Here is a 19,034-nt window from a genome sequence, read left to right on the forward strand (position 1 = left end):
GTTTGACCGTGCTAGTTTCTTGCCTGCTGAACTCATCAAATCCTAGCCCTTTTGTGGGGCTTTTTTGCTCCCCTTTTTGCGTACTTTGGGGGAGCAAGTAGTAAATAGTAATGTTAGTGATTTTTATTAAAAAGCGCGTGATATAAGGGTTAGGGGACTCTAAGGAAACATAAAAAAATAAGTTTTTAATTATACTACAAAATCGGCTTTTTTGGTAATAGAATTTCACTTTTTTTGGTATAATGGAAAGCAACAATGGACTAGAAAGAAGTAACATGCAAGATAAGATTGTCATCCATGGGGCTCGCGCCCATAATTTAAAAAATATAGATGTGGAAATTCCGCGTGACAAGTTAGTTGTGGTGACGGGACTATCTGGATCAGGAAAGTCTAGTTTAGCCTTTGATACCCTTTATGCAGAAGGGCAACGTCGCTACGTTGAAAGTCTGTCAGCCTATGCTCGTCAGTTCTTAGGCAATATGGAAAAGCCAGATGTGGACTCTATCGACGGTCTCAGCCCTGCCATTTCCATTGACCAGAAAACGACCAGTAAAAATCCTCGTTCGACGGTTGGAACAACGACGGAAATCAACGATTATCTACGTCTTCTCTATGCACGTGTAGGGACACCCTACTGTATCAATGGACATGGGGCTATCAAGGCTTCGTCTGTAGAGCAGATTGTGGATAAGGTTTTGGAATTGCCAGAACGCCAACGCTTGCAGATTTTGGCTCCTGTCATTCGTAAGAAAAAAGGGCAACACAAGACGCTGATTGAAAAGATTCAAAAGGATGGTTACGTCCGTGTCCGTGTCGATGGAGTTGTCTACGACGTGACTGAAGTTCCTGAACTTGAAAAGAATAAGCAACACAACATTGATGTGGTGGTAGACCGTATCATTATCAAAGAAGGTATCCGTAGTCGTCTCTTCGATTCGATTGAAGCAGCTCTCCGTATCGCTGAAGGTTATGTCGTTATTGATACTATGGATGATTCAGAGTTGCTCTTCTCAGAACACTACGCTTGTCCAGTCTGTGGTTTTACAGTTCCAGAGCTAGAACCCCGTCTCTTCTCCTTCAATGCACCCTTTGGCTCCTGTAGTGAGTGTGATGGTTTGGGAATCAAGCTAGAGGTTGATACGGACTTGGTAGTGCCAGATGCTAGCAAGACTCTTCGCGAGGGCGCTTTGGCGCCTTGGAACCCTATCTCTTCTAACTATTATCCAAACATGCTGGAACAAGCTATGACAGCTTTTGGAGTGGATATGGATAGGCCTTTTGAGGACTTGTCTGAGGCGGATAAACATCTCATTTTCTATGGTTCAGATGGGAAAGAATTCCATTTCCACTATGAAAATGAATTCGGTGGAGTTCGTGATATCGATATTCCATTTGAAGGAGTGCTTGGTAATATCAAGCGTCGTTACCATGAAACCAATAGCGACTACACTCGTACTCAGATGCGTCTTTATATGAACGAGCTAACTTGTGAGACCTGTCACGGTTATCGTCTCAATGACCAAGCCTTATCTGTTCGTGTAGGAGGAGAGAAAGGTCCTCATATCGGAGAAATTTCAGACCTCTCCATCGCAGATCATTTGGAAGTTATTGAACAGCTAACCCTATCTGAAAATGAAGCTATTATCGCTCGTCCAATCCTCAAGGAAATCAAGGATCGCTTGACCTTCCTCAATAATGTCGGGCTTAACTATCTAACGCTTTCTCGTTCAGCGGGAACTTTATCAGGTGGGGAGAGCCAACGTATTCGCTTAGCGACCCAGATTGGTTCTAATCTCTCAGGAGTTCTCTATATCCTAGATGAGCCGTCCATCGGTCTTCACCAAAGGGACAATGACCGCCTAATTGCCAGTCTGAAAAAGATGCGTGACTTGGGGAACACCTTGATCGTGGTAGAACACGATGAAGATACCATGCGAGAAGCCGATTATCTGATTGACGTTGGCCCTGGAGCAGGTGTCTTTGGTGGAGAAATTGTTGCTGCAGGAACGCCTAAGCAGGTAGCTCGCAACAGCAAGTCCATCACAGGACAGTATCTATCAGGAAAACGCGCGATTCCAGTGCCGTCAGAACGCCGTGTAGGCAATGGTCGCTTTATCGAAGTGACAGGTGCGCGTGAGAACAACTTGCAAAATATCACCGCTCGCTTCCCACTCGGGAAATTCATTGCAGTGACAGGTGTCTCTGGTTCAGGGAAGTCTACCTTGATTAACAGCATCCTCAAAAAGGCTATTGCACAAAAGCTCAATCGCAATTCAGACAAACCTGGTAAGTTTAAGACGATTACAGGAATCGAGCATATCGATCGTCTGATAGATATTGACCAAAGTCCAATCGGACGAACACCGAGGTCCAACCCTGCGACCTATACAGGTGTCTTTGATGACATTCGAGACCTCTTTGCTCAGACAAATGAAGCCAAGATTCGTGGCTATAAGAAGGGGCGTTTCAGTTTTAATGTCAAGGGTGGGCGCTGTGAGGCCTGCTCGGGTGACGGGATTATCAAGATTGAAATGCACTTCTTGCCAGATGTATACGTGGCTTGTGAAGTTTGCCATGGGACTCGTTACAATAGCGAAACCCTGGAAGTTCATTACAAGGAAAAGAATATCTCGCAAGTCTTGGATATGACCGTCAACGATGCGGTAGAATTTTTCAAACACATTCCGAAAATTCAACGCAAACTCCAGACAATCAAGGATGTAGGTCTAGGTTATGTGACCTTAGGACAACCAGCCACAACTCTTTCTGGTGGAGAAGCGCAACGTATGAAGTTGGCTAGCGAGCTCCATAAACGCTCAACAGGGAAGTCTTTCTACATTTTAGATGAACCGACAACTGGTTTGCATACTGAGGACATCGCTCGTCTACTCACCGTTTTGTCCCGCTTTGTCGATGATGGTAATACAGTTCTCGTCATCGAGCACAATCTGGATGTTATCAAAACAGCAGACCATATTATCGACCTAGGCCCAGAAGGCGGTGTTGGTGGTGGTACCATCATTGCAACAGGAACTCCAGAGGAAGTAGCTGCTAATGAAGCTAGCTATACAGGACAGTATTTGAAAGGAAAGTTACATCATGAATAAACGTGTGCAAGCATTTCTCGATAAAATGCAAGAAAAAGAACTAGATGGAATCATTATCAACAACCTTAAAAATGTCTACTATTTGACAGGATTTTGGGGCTCAAATGGAACAGTCTTTATCAGTCGTAACCGTCAGGTCTTGGTGACAGATGCTCGCTATATTATAGCTGCTAAGCAAGAAGTAACAGGTTTTGAGATTTTTGCAGAGCGTGATGAGTTGGCAACTATCGCAAAGATCGCAAAAGATATGGGTCTTTCTCGCATCGGTTTTGAAGATGAAATTTCAGTTTCTTATTACCACCGTATGCAAGCTGCTTTTGAAGGTTTGGAACTAGTTCCACAAACTCAGTTTGTTGAAGCCCTTCGTATGATTAAGGATGAGACAGAGATTGCGACTATTCGTAAGGCTTGTTCCATCTCAGACCAAGCTTTCCACGATGCTCTTGACTTTATCAAGCCAGGGAAGACAGAAATTGAAATTGCCAACTTCCTGGACTTCCGTATGCGTGAATTAGGCGCTGCTGGTTTGTCTTTTGACACGATTCTAGCTAGTGGGATCAACTCTTCTAAACCCCATGCCCACCCAATGCACAAGCCAGTAGAACTAGGCGAAGCAATCACTATGGACTTTGGGTGTCTTTATGACCACTATGTCAGTGATATGACACGTACCATCTACCTAGGTCATGTCAGCGACGAACAAGCAGAAATCTACAACACTGTTTTGAAGGCTAACCAAGCTCTGATTGACCAAGCTAAGGATGGATTAGGTTTCCGTGACTTTGATAAAATTCCTCGTGATATTATTGTGGAAGCAGGCTATGGAGAATACTTTACACACGGTATCGGGCATGGTATCGGACTCGATATCCACGAAGAACCTTACTTTAGCCAAACCTCTACAGAAGTTATTAAATCGGGTATGGTCTTGACTGATGAACCGGGTATTTATATTGAAGGCAAATACGGGGTTCGTATCGAAGATGATATCCTGATTACAGATACAAGTTGTGAGTTATTAACCCTTGCACCAAAGGAATTGATTATTATCTAAGAAAAATGAGATAAATCGTTGACTTTTACTAGTTAAAGGTTTATACTGAAAGGCGAAAACGGTAGGTGAGGCTACCATAGGGATACGGATGACTACCGCAAAGCAGTGGAGACACTACTCGTTGGTCAACAGTCCTGGTCGCGAAGGTCAAGACTAAGCTCATTACATTGCCCTATGGAGTTAAAGCTTGAACGAAAACAGATAATAAGTTTTTTAGTCCTGCCATTTTATGGCAGGATTTTCTGCTATTTTAGAACAAAGAAAGGAGACAAACGATGCAAATTGACGATCATCCAGAACCGCACATACACAGCCAATCGCTGATTTGTGTCGTTTTGTCCTTATAAAGTGATTGGTTCCTGTGTATGAAATCACCATTCATACAGATAGGAGAAACCAATGAAAACTACAAAAGAAAGACTAGCAGCAGCTATTCAAACTCCATTTAAAGAGAGTCTAGCTTTTTACCATACAAGTCTAAAAGGCTTAGATTCAGAACAAGTCGAAGAAAATCGTGACCTATATGGGGAAAACACCATCACCAAGGGTCAAGAGGATTCCATCTTTAAGAAAATTTATGAGTCCATTATCAATCCTTTCACAATCATTTTGCTTGTGATTGCCTTTATCTCTCTCGTTACAAACGTCTGGCTTGCCAAACCTGGTCAAGAGGATCCAACGACTTCTATCATTATCGTTGTCTTGGTTTTGATTTCAGGAGGCATCCGTTTTGTCCAAGAATTGCGGAGCGACAAGGCAACAACCAATCTTTCAAAAATGATTGTCAATACAGCAACTGTTATTCGTGATGGTCTTGAACAAGAGTTACCAATCGATGACTTGGTTGTAGGAGATCTCGTGAAATTGAGTGCTGGAGATATGATTCCAGCAGATGTTATCTTATTTGAATCCCGCGACTTTTTCGTTCAACAGTCAGGTTTGACTGGAGAAAGCGATGCAGTCGAAAAGCTTGCTTTAAATAAAGCTACTAATCAAAATGTAGAGAGTCTTTTAGAAGCAGAATCCTTGGCATTCATGGGGACAAACGTTATCTCAGGAAGTGCTACAGCTATGGTTCTCGCTGTTGGTGATGACACCATGATGGGAGCTATTGAGCAAACTCTCAACACCTATGATGAGCCAACTTCTTTTGAACGTGAAATGAACAGCATTTCTTGGCTCTTGATCCGCTTGATGCTTGTCATGGTTCCGATCGTGTTTTTCGCAAATGGGTTGACTGATGGAGACTGGCTAGAGGCTGGAGTCTTTGCCTTGAGCGTTGGTGTCGGACTTACACCAGAAATGCTTCCAATGATTATCACAGCTAGTTTGGCCAAAGGTTCCATTATTATGGCCAAGGAAAAGGTGGTCATCAAAAAACTCAATGCTATCCAGGACTTAGGAGCAATCGATATCCTATGTACGGACAAAACTGGAACTCTAACGCAAGATGAGATTGTCTTAGAATACCCTTTGGATATCCATGGTGATTTGGACATGGCAGTCTTAAGAAGAGCTTATCTAAATTCACATTTCCAAACAGGTTTGAAAAACTTGATGGACCGTGCCATTATCAGTAGAACTGAAAAAGAATCCAAAGAACACGCTATTCTACAAGATTTGGATAAAATCTTCCAAAAGATTGATGAACTGCCTTTTGACTTTGAACGCAGACGCATGAGTGTCATCGTCAAAGACGACAGCAATGTCGTTAGCATGGTTACCAAAGGCGCTTTAGAAGAAATGTTGACCATTTCGACTCATGTGGAATATCGTGGAGAAATCATTCCCCTAACCGAAGACATTCGCCAAGAAGTATTAGCAGAAGTTGGTCAATTAAACCGTCAAGGTTTGCGTGTCTTAGGTGTTGGTTACAAGTCAGGTCTACGTGAAGATTATGCTTATGCTGTGACTGATGAAAGTGACATGATCCTTACGGGTTACCTTGCCTTCTTGGATCCACCAAAACCATCTGCAGCACCAGCTATTCAAGCTCTGCTTGAGCATGGTGTCAAAACAAAAATTTTAACTGGGGATAACGAAAAAGTAACCCAAGCCATTTGTGAAAAGGTTGGTTTGGACGTTGAGCATATGCTCTTAGGGGCTGACATTGACCAAATGACAGATCAAGAATTGGCAGAAGCGGTTGAAAGTGTAACAGTATTTGCCAAATTGTCTCCTGACCAAAAAGCCCGTATCATTCTACAGTTAAAGAAAAATGGTCATGCCGTTGGTTATATGGGAGATGGGATCAACGACGCTCCATCCATGAAGGTGGCAGATGTCGGTATTTCTGTGGATACAGCAGTTGATATCGCCAAGGAAACTGCGGATGTTATTTTGCTAGACAAGGATCTCATGGTTCTTGAAACTGGTATCGTTGAGGGCCGTAAGGTCTACGCCAACATGACCAAGTACATCAAGATGACCGTCAGTTCAAACTTTGGGAATATCTTCTCACTCCTTGTTGCGAGTATTTTCTTGCCATTTCTACCAATGGCCCCTGTTCATCTCATTGTCCTAAACCTGGTCTATGATTTGTCTTGTGTGGCATTGCCATTTGATAATGTGGATCAAGACTTCCTTAAACAACCCCATACATGGGAAGCAAAATCCATTACGCGATTTATGGTTTGGATGGGACCAATCTCATCTGTCTTTGATATTTTGACCTTTATCTTCCTCTACTTTATCATTGTTCCTTTGGTGACAGGTCATCATTATGTTCATGGATCTGAATCTGCCCTTCAGTTTATTATCTTGTTCCAAACAGGATGGTTCATCGAATCAATGTGGTCTCAAACTATGGTTATCCATATGCTTCGTACAGCAAAAGTTCCTTTTCTACAAAGCAGACCAGCTTGGCTTGTGATTTTGATGACATTGGTTGCAGCCTTTTTCGTAACCAGTCTACCTTATGGACCACTGGTAAATATCCTTCGTCTAGCACCCTTAGGACTTCCTTACTTCGTGTTCTTAATCTGTATTATTTTCTTGTATATGTTTAGCGTCACAGTTATTAAGAAATTTTACATTAAGAAATATAAAGAATGGTTATAGTTCGTGTTTTGTCAAGAAAAAAGTTCAAAAATTGCTAAAAAAGTTAAATTTTTTTAAAAATAGGTCGCAAGTCCGATGTTTTTTATGGTATAATAGTCTAAACTGATAGTAACATGTAGCGAAAGGGGTAGGTACATGATCAAAATTTATACAGTCTCAAGTTGTACTAGCTGTAAAAAAGCGAAGACCTGGCTCAATGCCCACCAGTTAAGTTATAAAGAACAAAACCTCGGTAAGGAAGGAATCACGAGAGAAGAACTACTTGATATTTTGACAAAAACAGACAATGGAATTGCAAGTATCGTATCATCGAAAAATCGTTATGCAAAGGCCCTTGGTGTTGATATCGAAGATTTGAGTGTCAATGAAGTGCTCAATCTAATCATGGAAACACCACGTATCTTGAAAAGTCCAATTCTTGTGGATGAGAAACGCCTACAAGTCGGCTATAAAGAAGACGATATCCGTGCCTTTTTGCCACGCTCTGTCCGTAATGTGGAAAATGCAGAAGCGCGTTTACGTGCGGCTCTATAAAACATCAAGGCTGGGAGTGACTCCTGGCCTTCTCTAATATTTAAATTGGATAACATGTGAGGATTTATGAAAAAGTTAGTTATTGGAACATTCGCAGCACTATTTTTGCTCGTTGGATGTGGTCAGAAAAAAGAAACAGCAGCTTCAACTACTGAGAGTTCTCAAGAAGCCCTACAGTCTACCTTGCCCGTATTAGAAAATGCAACCAAGAATACAGTTGTTACCAAGACCTTGGTTTTGCCAGCTGATGAGAGTGGAGCACAGCAAACTCAAATCATTACCTACAAAGGCAATCAATTTTTAAGCTTGACCATTCAGCAAAAGCGTCCAGTATCAGAAGATTTAAAAAATTATATTTCTGAGCGAGGATTAGATGAAGCTAAAAAAGCTCTAAAAGAAGCTGAGGACAAGGATGAGTCTGTTCAAGCGGCTCGAAAAATTTCAGGATTTACCATCGAAACGACTCTTTTAAATGAGAAAGAGATGGAAACCAAGACTAGCTATGATTTCCAAACACTGGATCTCAAAAAAGCAAGTGAAAACGAATACTTGAAGAATGTTGGACTGGAAAATCTATTGAAAAACGAACCAGAGGACTATATTGCTAATCGTGTTGCAAATGGGGCAACAGTCCAGTAAAAAGTCAGAGAAAATCAGCAGAATCAGACTGTGTGATTTGTAGAACGACCGCGAATGTGCTATAATAGTACTATTCTAAGGAAAGAGGGTGTTAGAATGGGATTTACTGAAGAAACCGTACGTTTTAAATTGGACGATTCCAATAAAAAAGAAATCAGTGAAACATTGACAGATGTCTATGCTTCTTTGAATGAAAAGGGCTATAACCCTATTAACCAGATCGTGGGCTATGTTCTCAGTGGAGACCCAGCTTACGTTCCTCGTTATAACAATGCACGAAATCAAATCCGTAAGTATGAGCGAGATGAAATCGTTGAAGAACTGGTTCGCTACTACCTTAAAGGACAAGGAGTCGATCTATAATCTATGAGAATTATGGGATTGGACGTTGGTTCCAAAACGGTAGGAGTAGCGATTAGCGATCCGTTAGGTTTTACGGCACAAGGGCTTGAAATCATCCAAATCAATGAAGATCAAGGTCAGTTTGGTTTTGAACGCCTCAAGGAACTCGTTGAAACCTATAAGGTAGACCGTTTTGTTGTTGGTTTGCCTAAAAATATGAACAATACCAGCGGACCACGCGTGGAAGCCAGTCAAGCCTATGGGGCTAAACTAGAAGAACTCTTTGGTCTACCAGTAGAGTATCAAGATGAACGCCTAACTACGGTCGCTGCAGAGCGTATGTTGATTGAGCAAGCGGATATTAGTCGTAATAAGCGTAAAAAAGTTATTGATAAATTAGCCGCTCAATTGATTTTGCAAAATTATTTAGATAGAAAATTTTAAGACAGAGGAGAAACTATGTCACACGATCACAACCACGATCACGAAGAACGTGAACTTATTACACTTGTAGATGAGCAAGGAAACGAAACTTTATTTGAAATCCTTTTGACTATTGACGGAAAAGAAGAATTTGGTAAAAACTATGTTCTTCTTGTGCCAGTTAATGCAGAAGAAGATGAAAACGGCGAAGTTGAAATCCAAGCTTATTCATTCATCGAAAATGAAGATGGAACAGAAGGCGAATTGCAACCAATCCCTGAAGATTCAGAAGATGAATGGAACATGATTGAAGAAGTCTTCAACAGCTTTATGGAGGAGTAAAAACGTCCAGTGGACGTTTTTAGCCTGACGCTAAAAATAAGAACCGTCAGTAAGTTCAGTGAACATTTTTACCCTTACGCTAAAAATAAAGACCGTAAGTAAGTCTGGGAGACTGTATCAGCCCAGTTCCTTAAAATAAGAGAGAACTGGTAATTCCGGGGAACGTTTTTAGCCCAACTCCTAGAAACTGGAAAGAGTTGGAACGTTCGGGGAACGTTTTTAGCCTTACGCTAAAAGTAAAGACCGTAAGTAAGTCTGGGAGACTGTATCAGCCCAGTTCCTTGAAATAAGAGAGAACTGGTAATTCCGGGGATGTTTTTACTCCTGCTTCTAGAAATAAGAAAAAGCAGGAACGTCCGGGGGACATTTTTCTCCCATACTAGAATTAAATACTAGCTAATGAAGTAAAAAGCGAAGAGAATCTTCGCTTTTTTGTTAAGGATTAAGGAGATTAAGCGTGTTTGAAGTAGAAAAATGGCTTCATAGTCGGATTGGTTTGAATTTCAGATCAGGTTTGGGGCGGATGCAGAGTGCGGTAAACTTGCTGGGAAATCCTGAGCAAGCCTATCCTATTATCCATGTGACAGGGACAAATGGAAAGGGTTCAACCATTGCCTTTATGAGAGAGCTCTTTGTTTCTCATGGTAAGAAGGTGGGGACCTTTACTTCGCCCCACATTGTTAGCATTCATGATCGGATTTGTATCAATGGTCAACCTATATCGGATGCAGACTTTATCTGTTTAGCAAATCAAGTTAAGGAAATGGAGCAAAGACTTCTAGAAACCCACGATCAGCTATCTTTTTTTGAATTGTTAACTGTGATTGCTTTGCTTTATTTTAAAGAACAAGAGGTGGATCTAGTTCTATTAGAAGTTGGAATTGGTGGCTTGCTTGACACGACCAATGTGGTGACTGGAGAAATCGCAGTTATTACATCAATCGGCCTAGATCACCAGGAGACCTTGGGCAATAGTCTGGAAGAAATCGCTGAACAGAAAGCAGGAATTTTTAAGCCAGGAAAGACAGCCGTTGTTGCCAATCTAGCTCCTGAAGCCCAGCTCGTTTGTCAAAAGACTGCCGAAGTTTTAGATGTAACCCTCTACCAAGCTGACCGAGATTTTTCTTTCAAATCTGGACATTTCTCTTCTTCTCAAGCGGATTTGACCCGACTAAAACTGGGTTTGGAAGGAGCTTATCAAGAGGAGAATGCTGCTTTGGCTTTGCAGGCATTTCTGTTGTTTATGACAGAGAGAGGTGAAAAAGTCAATGAGGAAGCTATCCGGTGTGCTTTGAAAACAACCAGCTGGGCTGGGCGTCTAGAAGCTGTTACGGAGCATATTTATCTAGATGGTGCCCATAATCTACCGGCTTTAGAACGATTGGTTGAATTTATCCAGGAAAAGATTCAGCAAGGTTATCAACCTCAAATCCTTTTTGGTGCTTTAAAGCGTAAAGATTACAGTGGCATGCTTGGTTATCTGACAGATCATTTACCTGATACAGCTCTCTATGTGACGAGTTTTGACTATCAGGGATCTTTGGAGGAGCAGGATTTGAGCGGCTATCATAGAGTTGCTTCCTATCGAGACTTTATAGATGATTTTGAAAAGTCTGCAGGGGAGAAAGACTTACTGTTTGTTACAGGTTCCCTCTATTTTATATCTGAAGTTCGTGCCTACCTTATAAAAACATAGTTGCTTGATTGACCTTGTTTCCTTTATTTGATATAGTATAAGTAGAATAGCTCTGCAGTTTTTCTGCCTTTAGCTCCTGAAAGGAAGGAGACATTATGTCACTAAGAAAATTTACACTTTCTCTTGCTACTGTAGCAAGTCTTAGTCTTTTAGTTGCTTGCTCGTCAACAACTAAGTCGACACCTTCATCCCAAGCAAGCACTAGCTCTGAAGCGAGCACTAGTCAAGTGTCAGAAACCAGTGCTTCTAGTTCTACTACTAGTGCAAAGACTGACACGACTACTAATATAGATGGGACTTACAAGGGACAAGACGAGGGTGATAGCATTACTCTTGTAGTCACTGGAAATACCGGAACGTGGACAGAAGTTGAAGCGGACGGAGATCAAGAGGTTAAGAAGGTGACATTCGAACCAGAAAATCAGAAAGTCATCATCGGTGATGATGTCAAGATTTATGTGGCAGAAGAGAACCAGATTATTATCGATGACATGGGTCGCGGCGTTTCTGATCGTATTGTCTTAAAAAAATAGATATTCTGTAAGGATTTGGATCTGTAAAAGACGGATTCAAATCCTTTTTTCATTGATTTTGAGCTCAAAAAAATTCCATACTTTTAAGGTAGCTAATATCTACCACAAAAGTATAGAATGAGTGAAATTAAAGAAATTGTTCTTGTAAAAACTGAGCGACGCCATCTTCTTCGTTGGTCAATGGTAATTGCTCGTCTGCGAAAGGTAACAGAGCAGGATTTGCATTTTTCATGGCATATCCTTTACCTGCAAAAGAAAGCATTTCTTGGTCATTGTGTTCGTCGCCAAAAGCAATCAAATTCTGTTTGTCTATATTCATGACATTGAGAAGATATTCAAGGGCAAAGGCCTTGTGAACTCCTTTGGGAGTGCATTCGAGAATGTTCAAAGGGCCACCCCAAGTGTTAATATTGAGTTGGTGCTTGTAAAAACTGTTCATTTCTTCTGCGAGGGCATATTTGTCACTTGCGCGAGTCTGCAATAAAATGCAGTTAGGATCCTTGGTGACTAAATCAGACTGGAATTGATTTTCTGGGCGAAAGTTTTCAACACCAAATAATTTAGGGTTGGCAATTTCTTTGTCTGGTGCTGTAATGTAAAACTTTTTACGGTATTCACCTGCGATAAAGTCTGCCTCAATATCCTCTTTTCGTTTCACGATATCCAAGAGGTATTTTTTGTCCACAGTCAGACACTTTTCATGTTTCCAAGTCTTACCTGGCAGATGAGTGAGTGAACCGTTGAAGTTGATCATAGGGGTTTCAAGTTCAAGTTGGTCATAAAAATCTTTGGCCATACGGTAAGGGCGACCAGTTGCGATAACAACTTGGTGGCCTTTTTTAGAGATTTTCTTAATCGTTTCAATAGTAAAATCAGAAAGTTTGCTTTCAGAGTTGAGCAAGGTTCCGTCCAAATCGACGGCAATCATTTTTTTAGTCATAAAATCCTCCCGAATCTAGTTTCAGATAAGATGTTTTCTATTATATCAGAAAGTGACTAGAAAAGCTGATAATAAGCGAAAATAAAGAGAATAATATCTCATAAGAATTTTTAAAATTAGAAAAAACATCTTGAAAAGATGAATGATTGGTGATATAATGGTAGTATTGTTCGTAAAATGACAAAGGAGATTAAAAATGGACAAACTATTTAAACTAAAAGAGCACGGGACAGATGTCCGTACAGAGGTTCTTGCTGGTTTAACAACTTTCTTTGCAATGAGTTATATTCTCTTTGTAAACCCTCAAATGCTTTCACAAACAGGAATGCCTGTTCAGGGTGTATTCTTGGCGACAATTATCGGTTCTGTTGTGGGAACTTTGATGATGGCTTTCTATGCTAACTTGCCATATGCGCAAGCTCCAGGTATGGGACTCAATGCCTTCTTCACATTTACCGTCGTATTTGGGATGGGTTATAAATGGCAAGAAGCCCTTGGAATGGTCTTCATCTGTGGGATTATTTCATTGATTATTACATTGACCAATGTTCGTAAAATGATCATCGAATCTATTCCTACAACTCTTCGTTCAGCGATTTCAGCTGGTATTGGGGTTTTCCTTGCTTATGTTGGGATTAAGAATGCTGGTCTCTTGAAATTTTCGATTGACCCAGGTACTTATACAGTAGCAGGTGAAGGAGCAGATAAGGCTCAAGCAGCACTTACTGCAAACTCAGCAGCTGTTCCAGGATTGGTAGATTTCAACACTCCAGCTGTCTTGGTAGCTCTTGCAGGTCTTGCCATTACTATCTTCTTCGTTGTTAAGGGGATCAAAGGTGGTATCATCCTTTCTATTTTGACAACGACAGTTCTTTCCATTGCTGTTGGTCTTGTTGATTTGTCTAGCATTGACTTTGCAAGCAATAATCTTTCATCAGCAGTTAACGACCTAGGAACTTTGTTTGGTGCTGCTCTTGGTTCAGAAGGATTGGGCTCTCTGATTTCAAACACTTCTCGTTTACCAGAAACCTTGATGGCCATTCTTGCTTTCTCATTGACAGATATTTTTGATACTATCGGTACTCTTATCGGTACTGGTGAAAAAGTTGGTATCATTGCAACAAGTGGTGAAAACCATGAGTCAGCTAAATTGGATAAGGCTCTTTACTCTGACTTGGTGGCAACTTCAGTAGGTGCTATTGCAGGTACTTCAAACGTTACAACTTATGTTGAGTCAGCAGCAGGTATCGGTGCAGGAGGACGTACTGGTTTGACAGCTTTGGTTGTTGCCATCTGTTTTGCCCTATCAAGCTTCTTTAGCCCACTTCTAGCAATTGTTCCAACAGCTGCAACTGCACCAATTTTGATCATCGTCGGAATTATGATGCTTTCTAACTTGAAAAATATCCCTTGGGATGATATGGCTGAAGCTGTTCCAGCTTTCTTCACATCTATCTTTATGGGATTCAGCTACTCAATCACACAAGGGATTGCTGTTGGTTTCTTAACTTATACTTTGACGAAGGTTGTCAAAGGTCAAGTGAAAGATGTGCATGTCATGATTTGGATTTTGGATGCCTTGTTTATCTTGAACTACATCAGTATGGCTCTTAACTAATGAAAAAAACTAAAAAAAGAGGGGAGTCTCCTCTTTTTTTGTTGATGGAAATATCACAAAATAAAACTTTTTGGTATAATAATTACATGTACACAAAAAATGAAGATGAGTTGATTGCACTTGGGGAAAAGCTAGGGCACTTGTTAGAAAAAAATGATGTGTTGATTTTGACTGGTGAATTAGGTGCTGGGAAAACAACGCTAACAAAGGGTCTGGCTAAGGGATTAGGCATTCATCAAATGATTAAGAGTCCTACTTATACCATTGTTAGAGAATATGAAGGACGTCTCCCCTTGTATCACTTAGATGTTTATCGCATCGAAGGGGATGCAGATTCTATCGACTTGGATGAATTTCTTTTTGGTTCAGGTGTAACGGTTATTGAGTGGGGACATCTATTGGGGGAAAATCTTCCATCAGATTATCTGGAGTTAGAAATCCTTAAAAAAGATGAGGGCCGAGAAATCGTCTTTCATGCTCATGGCCAAAGAGCGACAGAACTTTTGAAAGGATTGACGGATGGAGTATGATCTTTTAATCCGTGAAGCGGAAGCCCAGGATGCTTCAGCGGTCATTGCTCTCTTAGATCAAATTGGTCAAGAGACTAGTTTTACCAGTCTGGATGAAAATGGGATTGCAATGAGTGAGTCTGAAATGCAACATTTTTTGGATAAGCAGGCCCAGTCGGATAATCAAATTACCCTACTCGCTTTTTTGAATGATGAGTTAGTAGGAATCATCAATACAACAGCTGATCAACGTCCGCGAGTCCGTCATATTGGAGATGTCTTTTTAGGAATAAAAAAAGCTTACTGGGGAAATGGTCTCGGTAGTATCTTGATGGAAGAAACTATTGAATGGGCCAAATCAAGTGGTAGTATTCGACGTTTACAATTGACAGTTCAAAAAAGAAATCTTGCTGCGGTGCATCTGTATGAAAAAATGGGCTTTAACATAGAAGGATTACAGGAACGTGGTGCTTGTATAGAAGGAGGAGAGTTTCTAGATGTTTACCTAATGGGTCAACTGATAGATGAATAAAAGTATGGCAAAAAAGATAATCGGAATGTTTTTAGGCTTTGTTCTTGTGACAGTACTTGGTGTGGGAGCTTATGCCTATACGATTTACCAACAGAGTACGCAGACTTTGGCCAAAACCTATAAAAAAATCGGAGAAGAAACCAAGGTCATTGAAGCGACCGAACCTCTGACGATTTTGCTTATGGGAGTGGACACAGGGAATGTTGAACGTACAGATCCATGGGCTGGTAATAGTGATTCAATGATCTTGGTGACGGTGAATCCTAAAACCAAGAAGACAGTCATGATGAGTTTGGAGCGCGATATTCTCACACAAATCCAGCAGCCAGATGGTAGTGTAACGGAGGCAAAACTCAATGCCGCCTATGCCAATGGTGGAGCAGAGTTGTCTATTTCAACGATTCAAAAAATGATGAATATCCATATCGACCGCTATGTGATGGTCAATATGCATGGACTTCAAAGAATGGTTGATGCTGTGGGTGGTATTACAGTGAACAACACTCTAGGTTTCCCAATCTCTATCCAAGATCAGGAACCATTTAATACGATTTCTATCGGTGTTGGCGAACAGAAGCTAAATGGTGAAGAAGCCCTTGTTTATTCACGTATGCGTTATCAGGATCCAGAAGGAGACTATGGTCGTCAAAAACGTCAGCGTGAAGTGATTCAAAAAGTTGTCGAGAAGATTCTTAGTTTGAATAGTGTGAGTCACTATCAAGAGATTCTGAAGGCTCTTAGCGATAATATGCAGACAAATATCGAAATTACAACGACAACGATTCCTCAGTTGATGGGTTATCAAGATTCATTTAAAAATATTGAGTCTCAACAATTGCGTGGAGAGGACGCAATGCTTCAAGGGACATCTTACCAAATCGTGACATCTGAGCATATGTTAGAGATGCAAAATCTTTTACGCCGTTCGCTCGGGCAACCAGAGGTTACGAATTTGGAGACTAATGTAGTCTTGTATGAGAATCTTTATGGTCAGGGTCAGTTGCCTCAATCTACTAGTGTTGCAGTAGAAGAATTAGAATAATAGGAAACTATTCATCAAATCGTAGGAATTATCCTGCGATTTTTTCAAAGAAATCCGAATAGGTAAGTAGGAGGAAAAAATGAAAGCAGAAATTATAGCTGTTGGAACAGAGATTTTGACAGGTCAGATTGTCAATACCAATGCGCAATTCTTGTCTGAAAAGTTGGCTGAAATCGGTGTAGATGTCTATTTTCAGACGGCTGTAGGAGATAACGAGGCTCGTCTCTTATCCTTGTTAGAAATTGCTCAGAATCGCAGTAGTCTAGTTATTTTAACAGGTGGCTTGGGGCCAACGGAAGATGATTTGACCAAGCAAACTTTAGCCCAATTTTTAGGACGTGACTTGACTTTTGATCCTCAGGCTCAGGCTAAGCTGGATGACTTTTTTGCTCACCGACCAGACTATGCTCGAACTCCAAATAATGAACGCCAGGCTCAAATTGTTCAAGGTTCAACTCCATTACCAAACGAAACAGGGCTAGCAGTAGGTGGCATGATTGAAGTGGCTGGGGTAACCTACGTCGTTCTACCAGGACCTCCAAGTGAATTGAAACCTATGGTCTTAAATGAGCTGCTTCCGAGATTGACAACGGGCTCTAAACTCTATTCACGTGTGCTGCGTTTCTTTGGGATTGGCGAGAGCCAGTTAGTGACCATTCTATCAGATTTAATTGACCAGCAGACAGATCCAACCTTAGCACCTTATGCTAAAACTGGGGAAGTGACCCTTCGCATATCGACCAAGGCTAAGAGTCAAGAAGAAGCGGATCGTGTTCTAGATACTCTAGAACAAAAAATCCTTGAAAGAGAAACCTTTGAGGGTGTTTTACTTCGAGAAATTTGCTATGGCTATGGGGAAGAAACCAGCTTGGCTAGCCTGGTAGTAGAAGAGTTGAAAAAGCAAAAGAAAACCATTACCGCAGCAGAAAGCTTGACTGCAGGTCTTTTTCAAGCTACTTTGGCAGATTTTTCAGGTGTATCTGCTATTTTTAAAGGTGGTTTTGTGACTTATAGCCTTGAAGAAAAAGCAAAAATGCTTGATATTCCACAGGCTGAATTGGAAAAATATGGAGTTGTATCGGCTTTTACTGCTGAAAAAATGGCTGAACAGGCGCGCATCAAAACCCAGTCAGATTTTGGAATTAGTTTGACAGGAGTGGCTGGACCAGACAGTCTGGAAGGACATCCAGCAGGTACAGTCTTTATCGCTTTGGCACAAGCTTCGGGTACAGAAGTTATCCAGGCAAATATCGCAGGTAGAAGTCGTGGAGATGTGCGAGAAATTGCAGTTCTACATGCCTTTAACCTAGTTCGCAAAGCTTTATTAAGTGCTGGAGATTTGTTATAATAGAAGAAGGTCTTAGGACTATTAGAATATAGGAGAACAAAATGGCGAAAAAACCAACAAAAAAATTAGACGAAATTGGCAAAAAATTTGGTGCTGATCGTGAAAAAGCCTTGAACGATGCCCTTAAATTGATTGAAAAAGACTTTGGTAAGGGGTCAATCATGCGCTTGGGGGAACGTGCAGAGCAAAAGGTCCAAGTGATGAGCTCAGGTTCTTTGGCTCTTGATATCGCACTCGGATCAGGTGGTTATCCAAAGGGACGTATCATTGAAATCTACGGGCCAGAATCATCAGGTAAGACAACGGTTGCCCTTCATGCGGTAGCGCAAGCACAAAAAGAAGGCGGAATTGCAGCCTTTATCGATGCGGAGCACGCGCTTGACCCAGCCTATGCAGCAGCACTTGGTGTTAATATCGATGAATTGCTCTTGTCACAACCAGACTCAGGGGAGCAAGGTCTTGAAATTGCTGGGAAATTGATTGATTCAGGTGCAGTTGATCTTGTTGTTATCGACTCAGTTGCTGCCCTTGTACCTCGTGCAGAAATCGATGGAGATATCGGAGATAGCCACGTTGGTCTTCAAGCTCGTATGATGAGCCAGGCTATGCGTAAACTCGGGGCATCTATTAATAAGACTAAGACAATTGCTATCTTCATCAACCAATTGCGTGAAAAAGTAGGGGTTATGTTTGGTAATCCAGAGACAACTCCTGGTGGACGTGCCCTTAAATTCTACGCTTCTGTCCGTTTGGATGTTCGTGGAAGCACACAAATCAAGGGAACTGGTGACCAAAAAGATACGAGCGTAGGTAAGGAAACCAAGATTAAGGTTGTTAAAAACAAGGTGGCTCCACCATTTAAAGAAGCCTTTGTTGAAATCATGTATGGTGAAGGAATTTCAAGAACCGGTGAACTTTTGAAGATTGCAAGTGATCTTGACATCATTAAGAAAGCAGGAGCATGGTATTCTTACAAAGACGAAAAGATCGGTCAAGGTTCTGAAAATGCTAAGAAATACTTGGCAGATCACCCAGAAGTCTTTGACGAGATTGACCACCAAGTTCGTGTCAAGTTTGGCTTGATTGAAGATGATGCAGTAGCTGATGAAAAAGTTGCACCTGCGGAATCAGAAGTAGCTAACCAAGAAGTGACTCTTGATCTTGGCGATGATCTTGAAATCGAAATTGAAGATTAAAAAGTAAAAGTGGCGGAGGAATCCCCACTTTTTCTGTTCTATGGACTAAGGAACTGATACTCAATGAAAATCAAAGAGCAAACTAGGAAGCTAGCCGCAGGCTGTACTTGAGTACGGCA

17 protein-coding genes and 1 riboswitch are annotated in these 19,034 nt (G+C 41.2%); of the genes, 16 read left to right on the forward strand and 1 reads right to left on the reverse strand.

Annotated elements, in window-relative coordinates; genetic code table 11:
• Nucleotides 1-275: 275 nt before the first annotated feature.
• The 10 genes from uvrA (at nt 276) to ADH81_RS03305 (ending at nt 11,730) form a co-directional block, all read left to right on the forward strand.
• Nucleotides 276-3,107 (forward strand): excinuclease ABC subunit UvrA, encoded by a 2,832-nt coding sequence (gene uvrA / locus ADH81_RS03260; protein WP_049526473.1) that lies wholly within the window; start codon nt 276-278, stop codon nt 3,105-3,107.
• A complete protein-coding gene (locus ADH81_RS03265) occupies nt 3,100-4,161 on the forward strand; it encodes a M24 family metallopeptidase (RefSeq protein WP_049526474.1) in 1,062 nt (353 codons plus the stop codon). Before uvrA ends, ADH81_RS03265 begins: the two co-directional genes overlap by 8 nt.
• A gap of 53 nt (nt 4,162-4,214) precedes the next feature.
• Nucleotides 4,215-4,368: riboswitch (M-box (ykoK) riboswitch) on the forward strand.
• 192 nt (nt 4,369-4,560) lie between these two features.
• Nucleotides 4,561-7,221, forward strand: coding sequence for a magnesium-translocating P-type ATPase (mgtA, locus tag ADH81_RS03270; RefSeq protein ID WP_049526476.1), 2,661 nt, complete (start codon nt 4,561-4,563; stop codon nt 7,219-7,221).
• A 135-nt stretch (nt 7,222-7,356) separates the two neighbouring features.
• Nucleotides 7,357-7,755 carry a transcriptional regulator Spx gene (gene spx / locus ADH81_RS03275; protein ID WP_000591165.1) on the forward strand — a complete coding sequence of 133 codons (399 nt, stop codon included), beginning with the start codon at nt 7,357-7,359 and terminating at the stop codon, nt 7,753-7,755.
• A gap of 66 nt (nt 7,756-7,821) precedes the next feature.
• On the forward strand, nt 7,822-8,394 hold the full coding sequence (locus ADH81_RS03280; protein WP_000737513.1) for an SP0191 family lipoprotein: 573 nt from the start codon (nt 7,822-7,824) through the stop codon (nt 8,392-8,394).
• Between the two features lie 96 nt (nt 8,395-8,490).
• Nucleotides 8,491-8,757: an IreB family regulatory phosphoprotein gene (locus tag ADH81_RS03285; protein WP_000507060.1), complete on the forward strand. Its 267-nt coding sequence runs from the start codon at nt 8,491-8,493 to the stop codon at nt 8,755-8,757.
• Nucleotides 8,758-8,760: 3 nt separating this feature from the next.
• Nucleotides 8,761-9,180, forward strand: a complete 420-nt coding sequence (gene ruvX / locus ADH81_RS03290; protein ID WP_049502846.1) for a Holliday junction resolvase RuvX — start codon at nt 8,761-8,763, stop codon at nt 9,178-9,180.
• 15 nt (nt 9,181-9,195) lie between these two features.
• Complete coding sequence (locus ADH81_RS03295) at nt 9,196-9,501, forward strand: DUF1292 domain-containing protein (RefSeq protein ID WP_000017624.1); 306 nt, start codon at nt 9,196-9,198, stop codon at nt 9,499-9,501.
• 457 nt (nt 9,502-9,958) lie between these two features.
• On the forward strand, nt 9,959-11,197 hold the full coding sequence (locus ADH81_RS03300; RefSeq protein WP_049526478.1) for a bifunctional folylpolyglutamate synthase/dihydrofolate synthase: 1,239 nt from the start codon (nt 9,959-9,961) through the stop codon (nt 11,195-11,197).
• A 95-nt stretch (nt 11,198-11,292) separates the two neighbouring features.
• A complete protein-coding gene (locus ADH81_RS03305) occupies nt 11,293-11,730 on the forward strand; it encodes an SP_0198 family lipoprotein (protein ID WP_049526480.1) in 438 nt (145 codons plus the stop codon).
• A 127-nt stretch (nt 11,731-11,857) separates the two neighbouring features.
• Here ADH81_RS03305 and ADH81_RS03310 read toward each other — a convergent pair whose 3' ends face one another.
• A complete protein-coding gene (locus ADH81_RS03310; RefSeq protein ID WP_049526482.1) occupies nt 11,858-12,670 on the reverse strand; it encodes a Cof-type HAD-IIB family hydrolase in 813 nt (270 codons plus the stop codon).
• Between the two features lie 196 nt (nt 12,671-12,866).
• Here ADH81_RS03310 and ADH81_RS03315 point away from each other — a divergent pair, with 196 nt between their 5' ends.
• The 6 genes from ADH81_RS03315 to recA all read left to right on the forward strand — a co-directional run bounded on the left by ADH81_RS03315 (nt 12,867) and on the right by recA (nt 18,915).
• On the forward strand, nt 12,867-14,288 hold the full coding sequence (locus ADH81_RS03315; protein ID WP_049526483.1) for an NCS2 family permease: 1,422 nt from the start codon (nt 12,867-12,869) through the stop codon (nt 14,286-14,288).
• An 86-nt stretch (nt 14,289-14,374) separates the two neighbouring features.
• Complete coding sequence (tsaE, locus tag ADH81_RS03320; RefSeq protein WP_049508963.1) at nt 14,375-14,818, forward strand: tRNA (adenosine(37)-N6)-threonylcarbamoyltransferase complex ATPase subunit type 1 TsaE; 444 nt, start codon at nt 14,375-14,377, stop codon at nt 14,816-14,818.
• On the forward strand, nt 14,808-15,329 hold the full coding sequence (locus ADH81_RS03325; RefSeq protein WP_049526485.1) for a GNAT family N-acetyltransferase: 522 nt from the start codon (nt 14,808-14,810) through the stop codon (nt 15,327-15,329). The genes tsaE and ADH81_RS03325 overlap by 11 nt, the downstream gene beginning before the upstream one ends.
• A 4-nt stretch (nt 15,330-15,333) precedes the next feature.
• On the forward strand, nt 15,334-16,371 hold the full coding sequence (brpA, locus tag ADH81_RS03330) for a biofilm formation/cell division transcriptional regulator BrpA (protein ID WP_025171292.1): 1,038 nt from the start codon (nt 15,334-15,336) through the stop codon (nt 16,369-16,371).
• A 79-nt stretch (nt 16,372-16,450) separates the two neighbouring features.
• Nucleotides 16,451-17,719 (forward strand): competence/damage-inducible protein A, encoded by a 1,269-nt coding sequence (locus ADH81_RS03335; protein ID WP_049526487.1) that lies wholly within the window; start codon nt 16,451-16,453, stop codon nt 17,717-17,719.
• A gap of 41 nt (nt 17,720-17,760) precedes the next feature.
• Nucleotides 17,761-18,915 carry a recombinase RecA gene (gene recA, locus ADH81_RS03340; RefSeq protein ID WP_045762591.1) on the forward strand — a complete coding sequence of 385 codons (1,155 nt, stop codon included), beginning with the start codon at nt 17,761-17,763 and terminating at the stop codon, nt 18,913-18,915.
• The last annotated feature ends 119 nt before the right edge of the window (nt 18,916-19,034 follow it).

The sequence above is a fragment of the Streptococcus pseudopneumoniae genome (assembly GCF_001072925.1).
Classification (GTDB): Bacteria; Bacillota; Bacilli; order Lactobacillales; family Streptococcaceae; genus Streptococcus; species Streptococcus pseudopneumoniae_Q.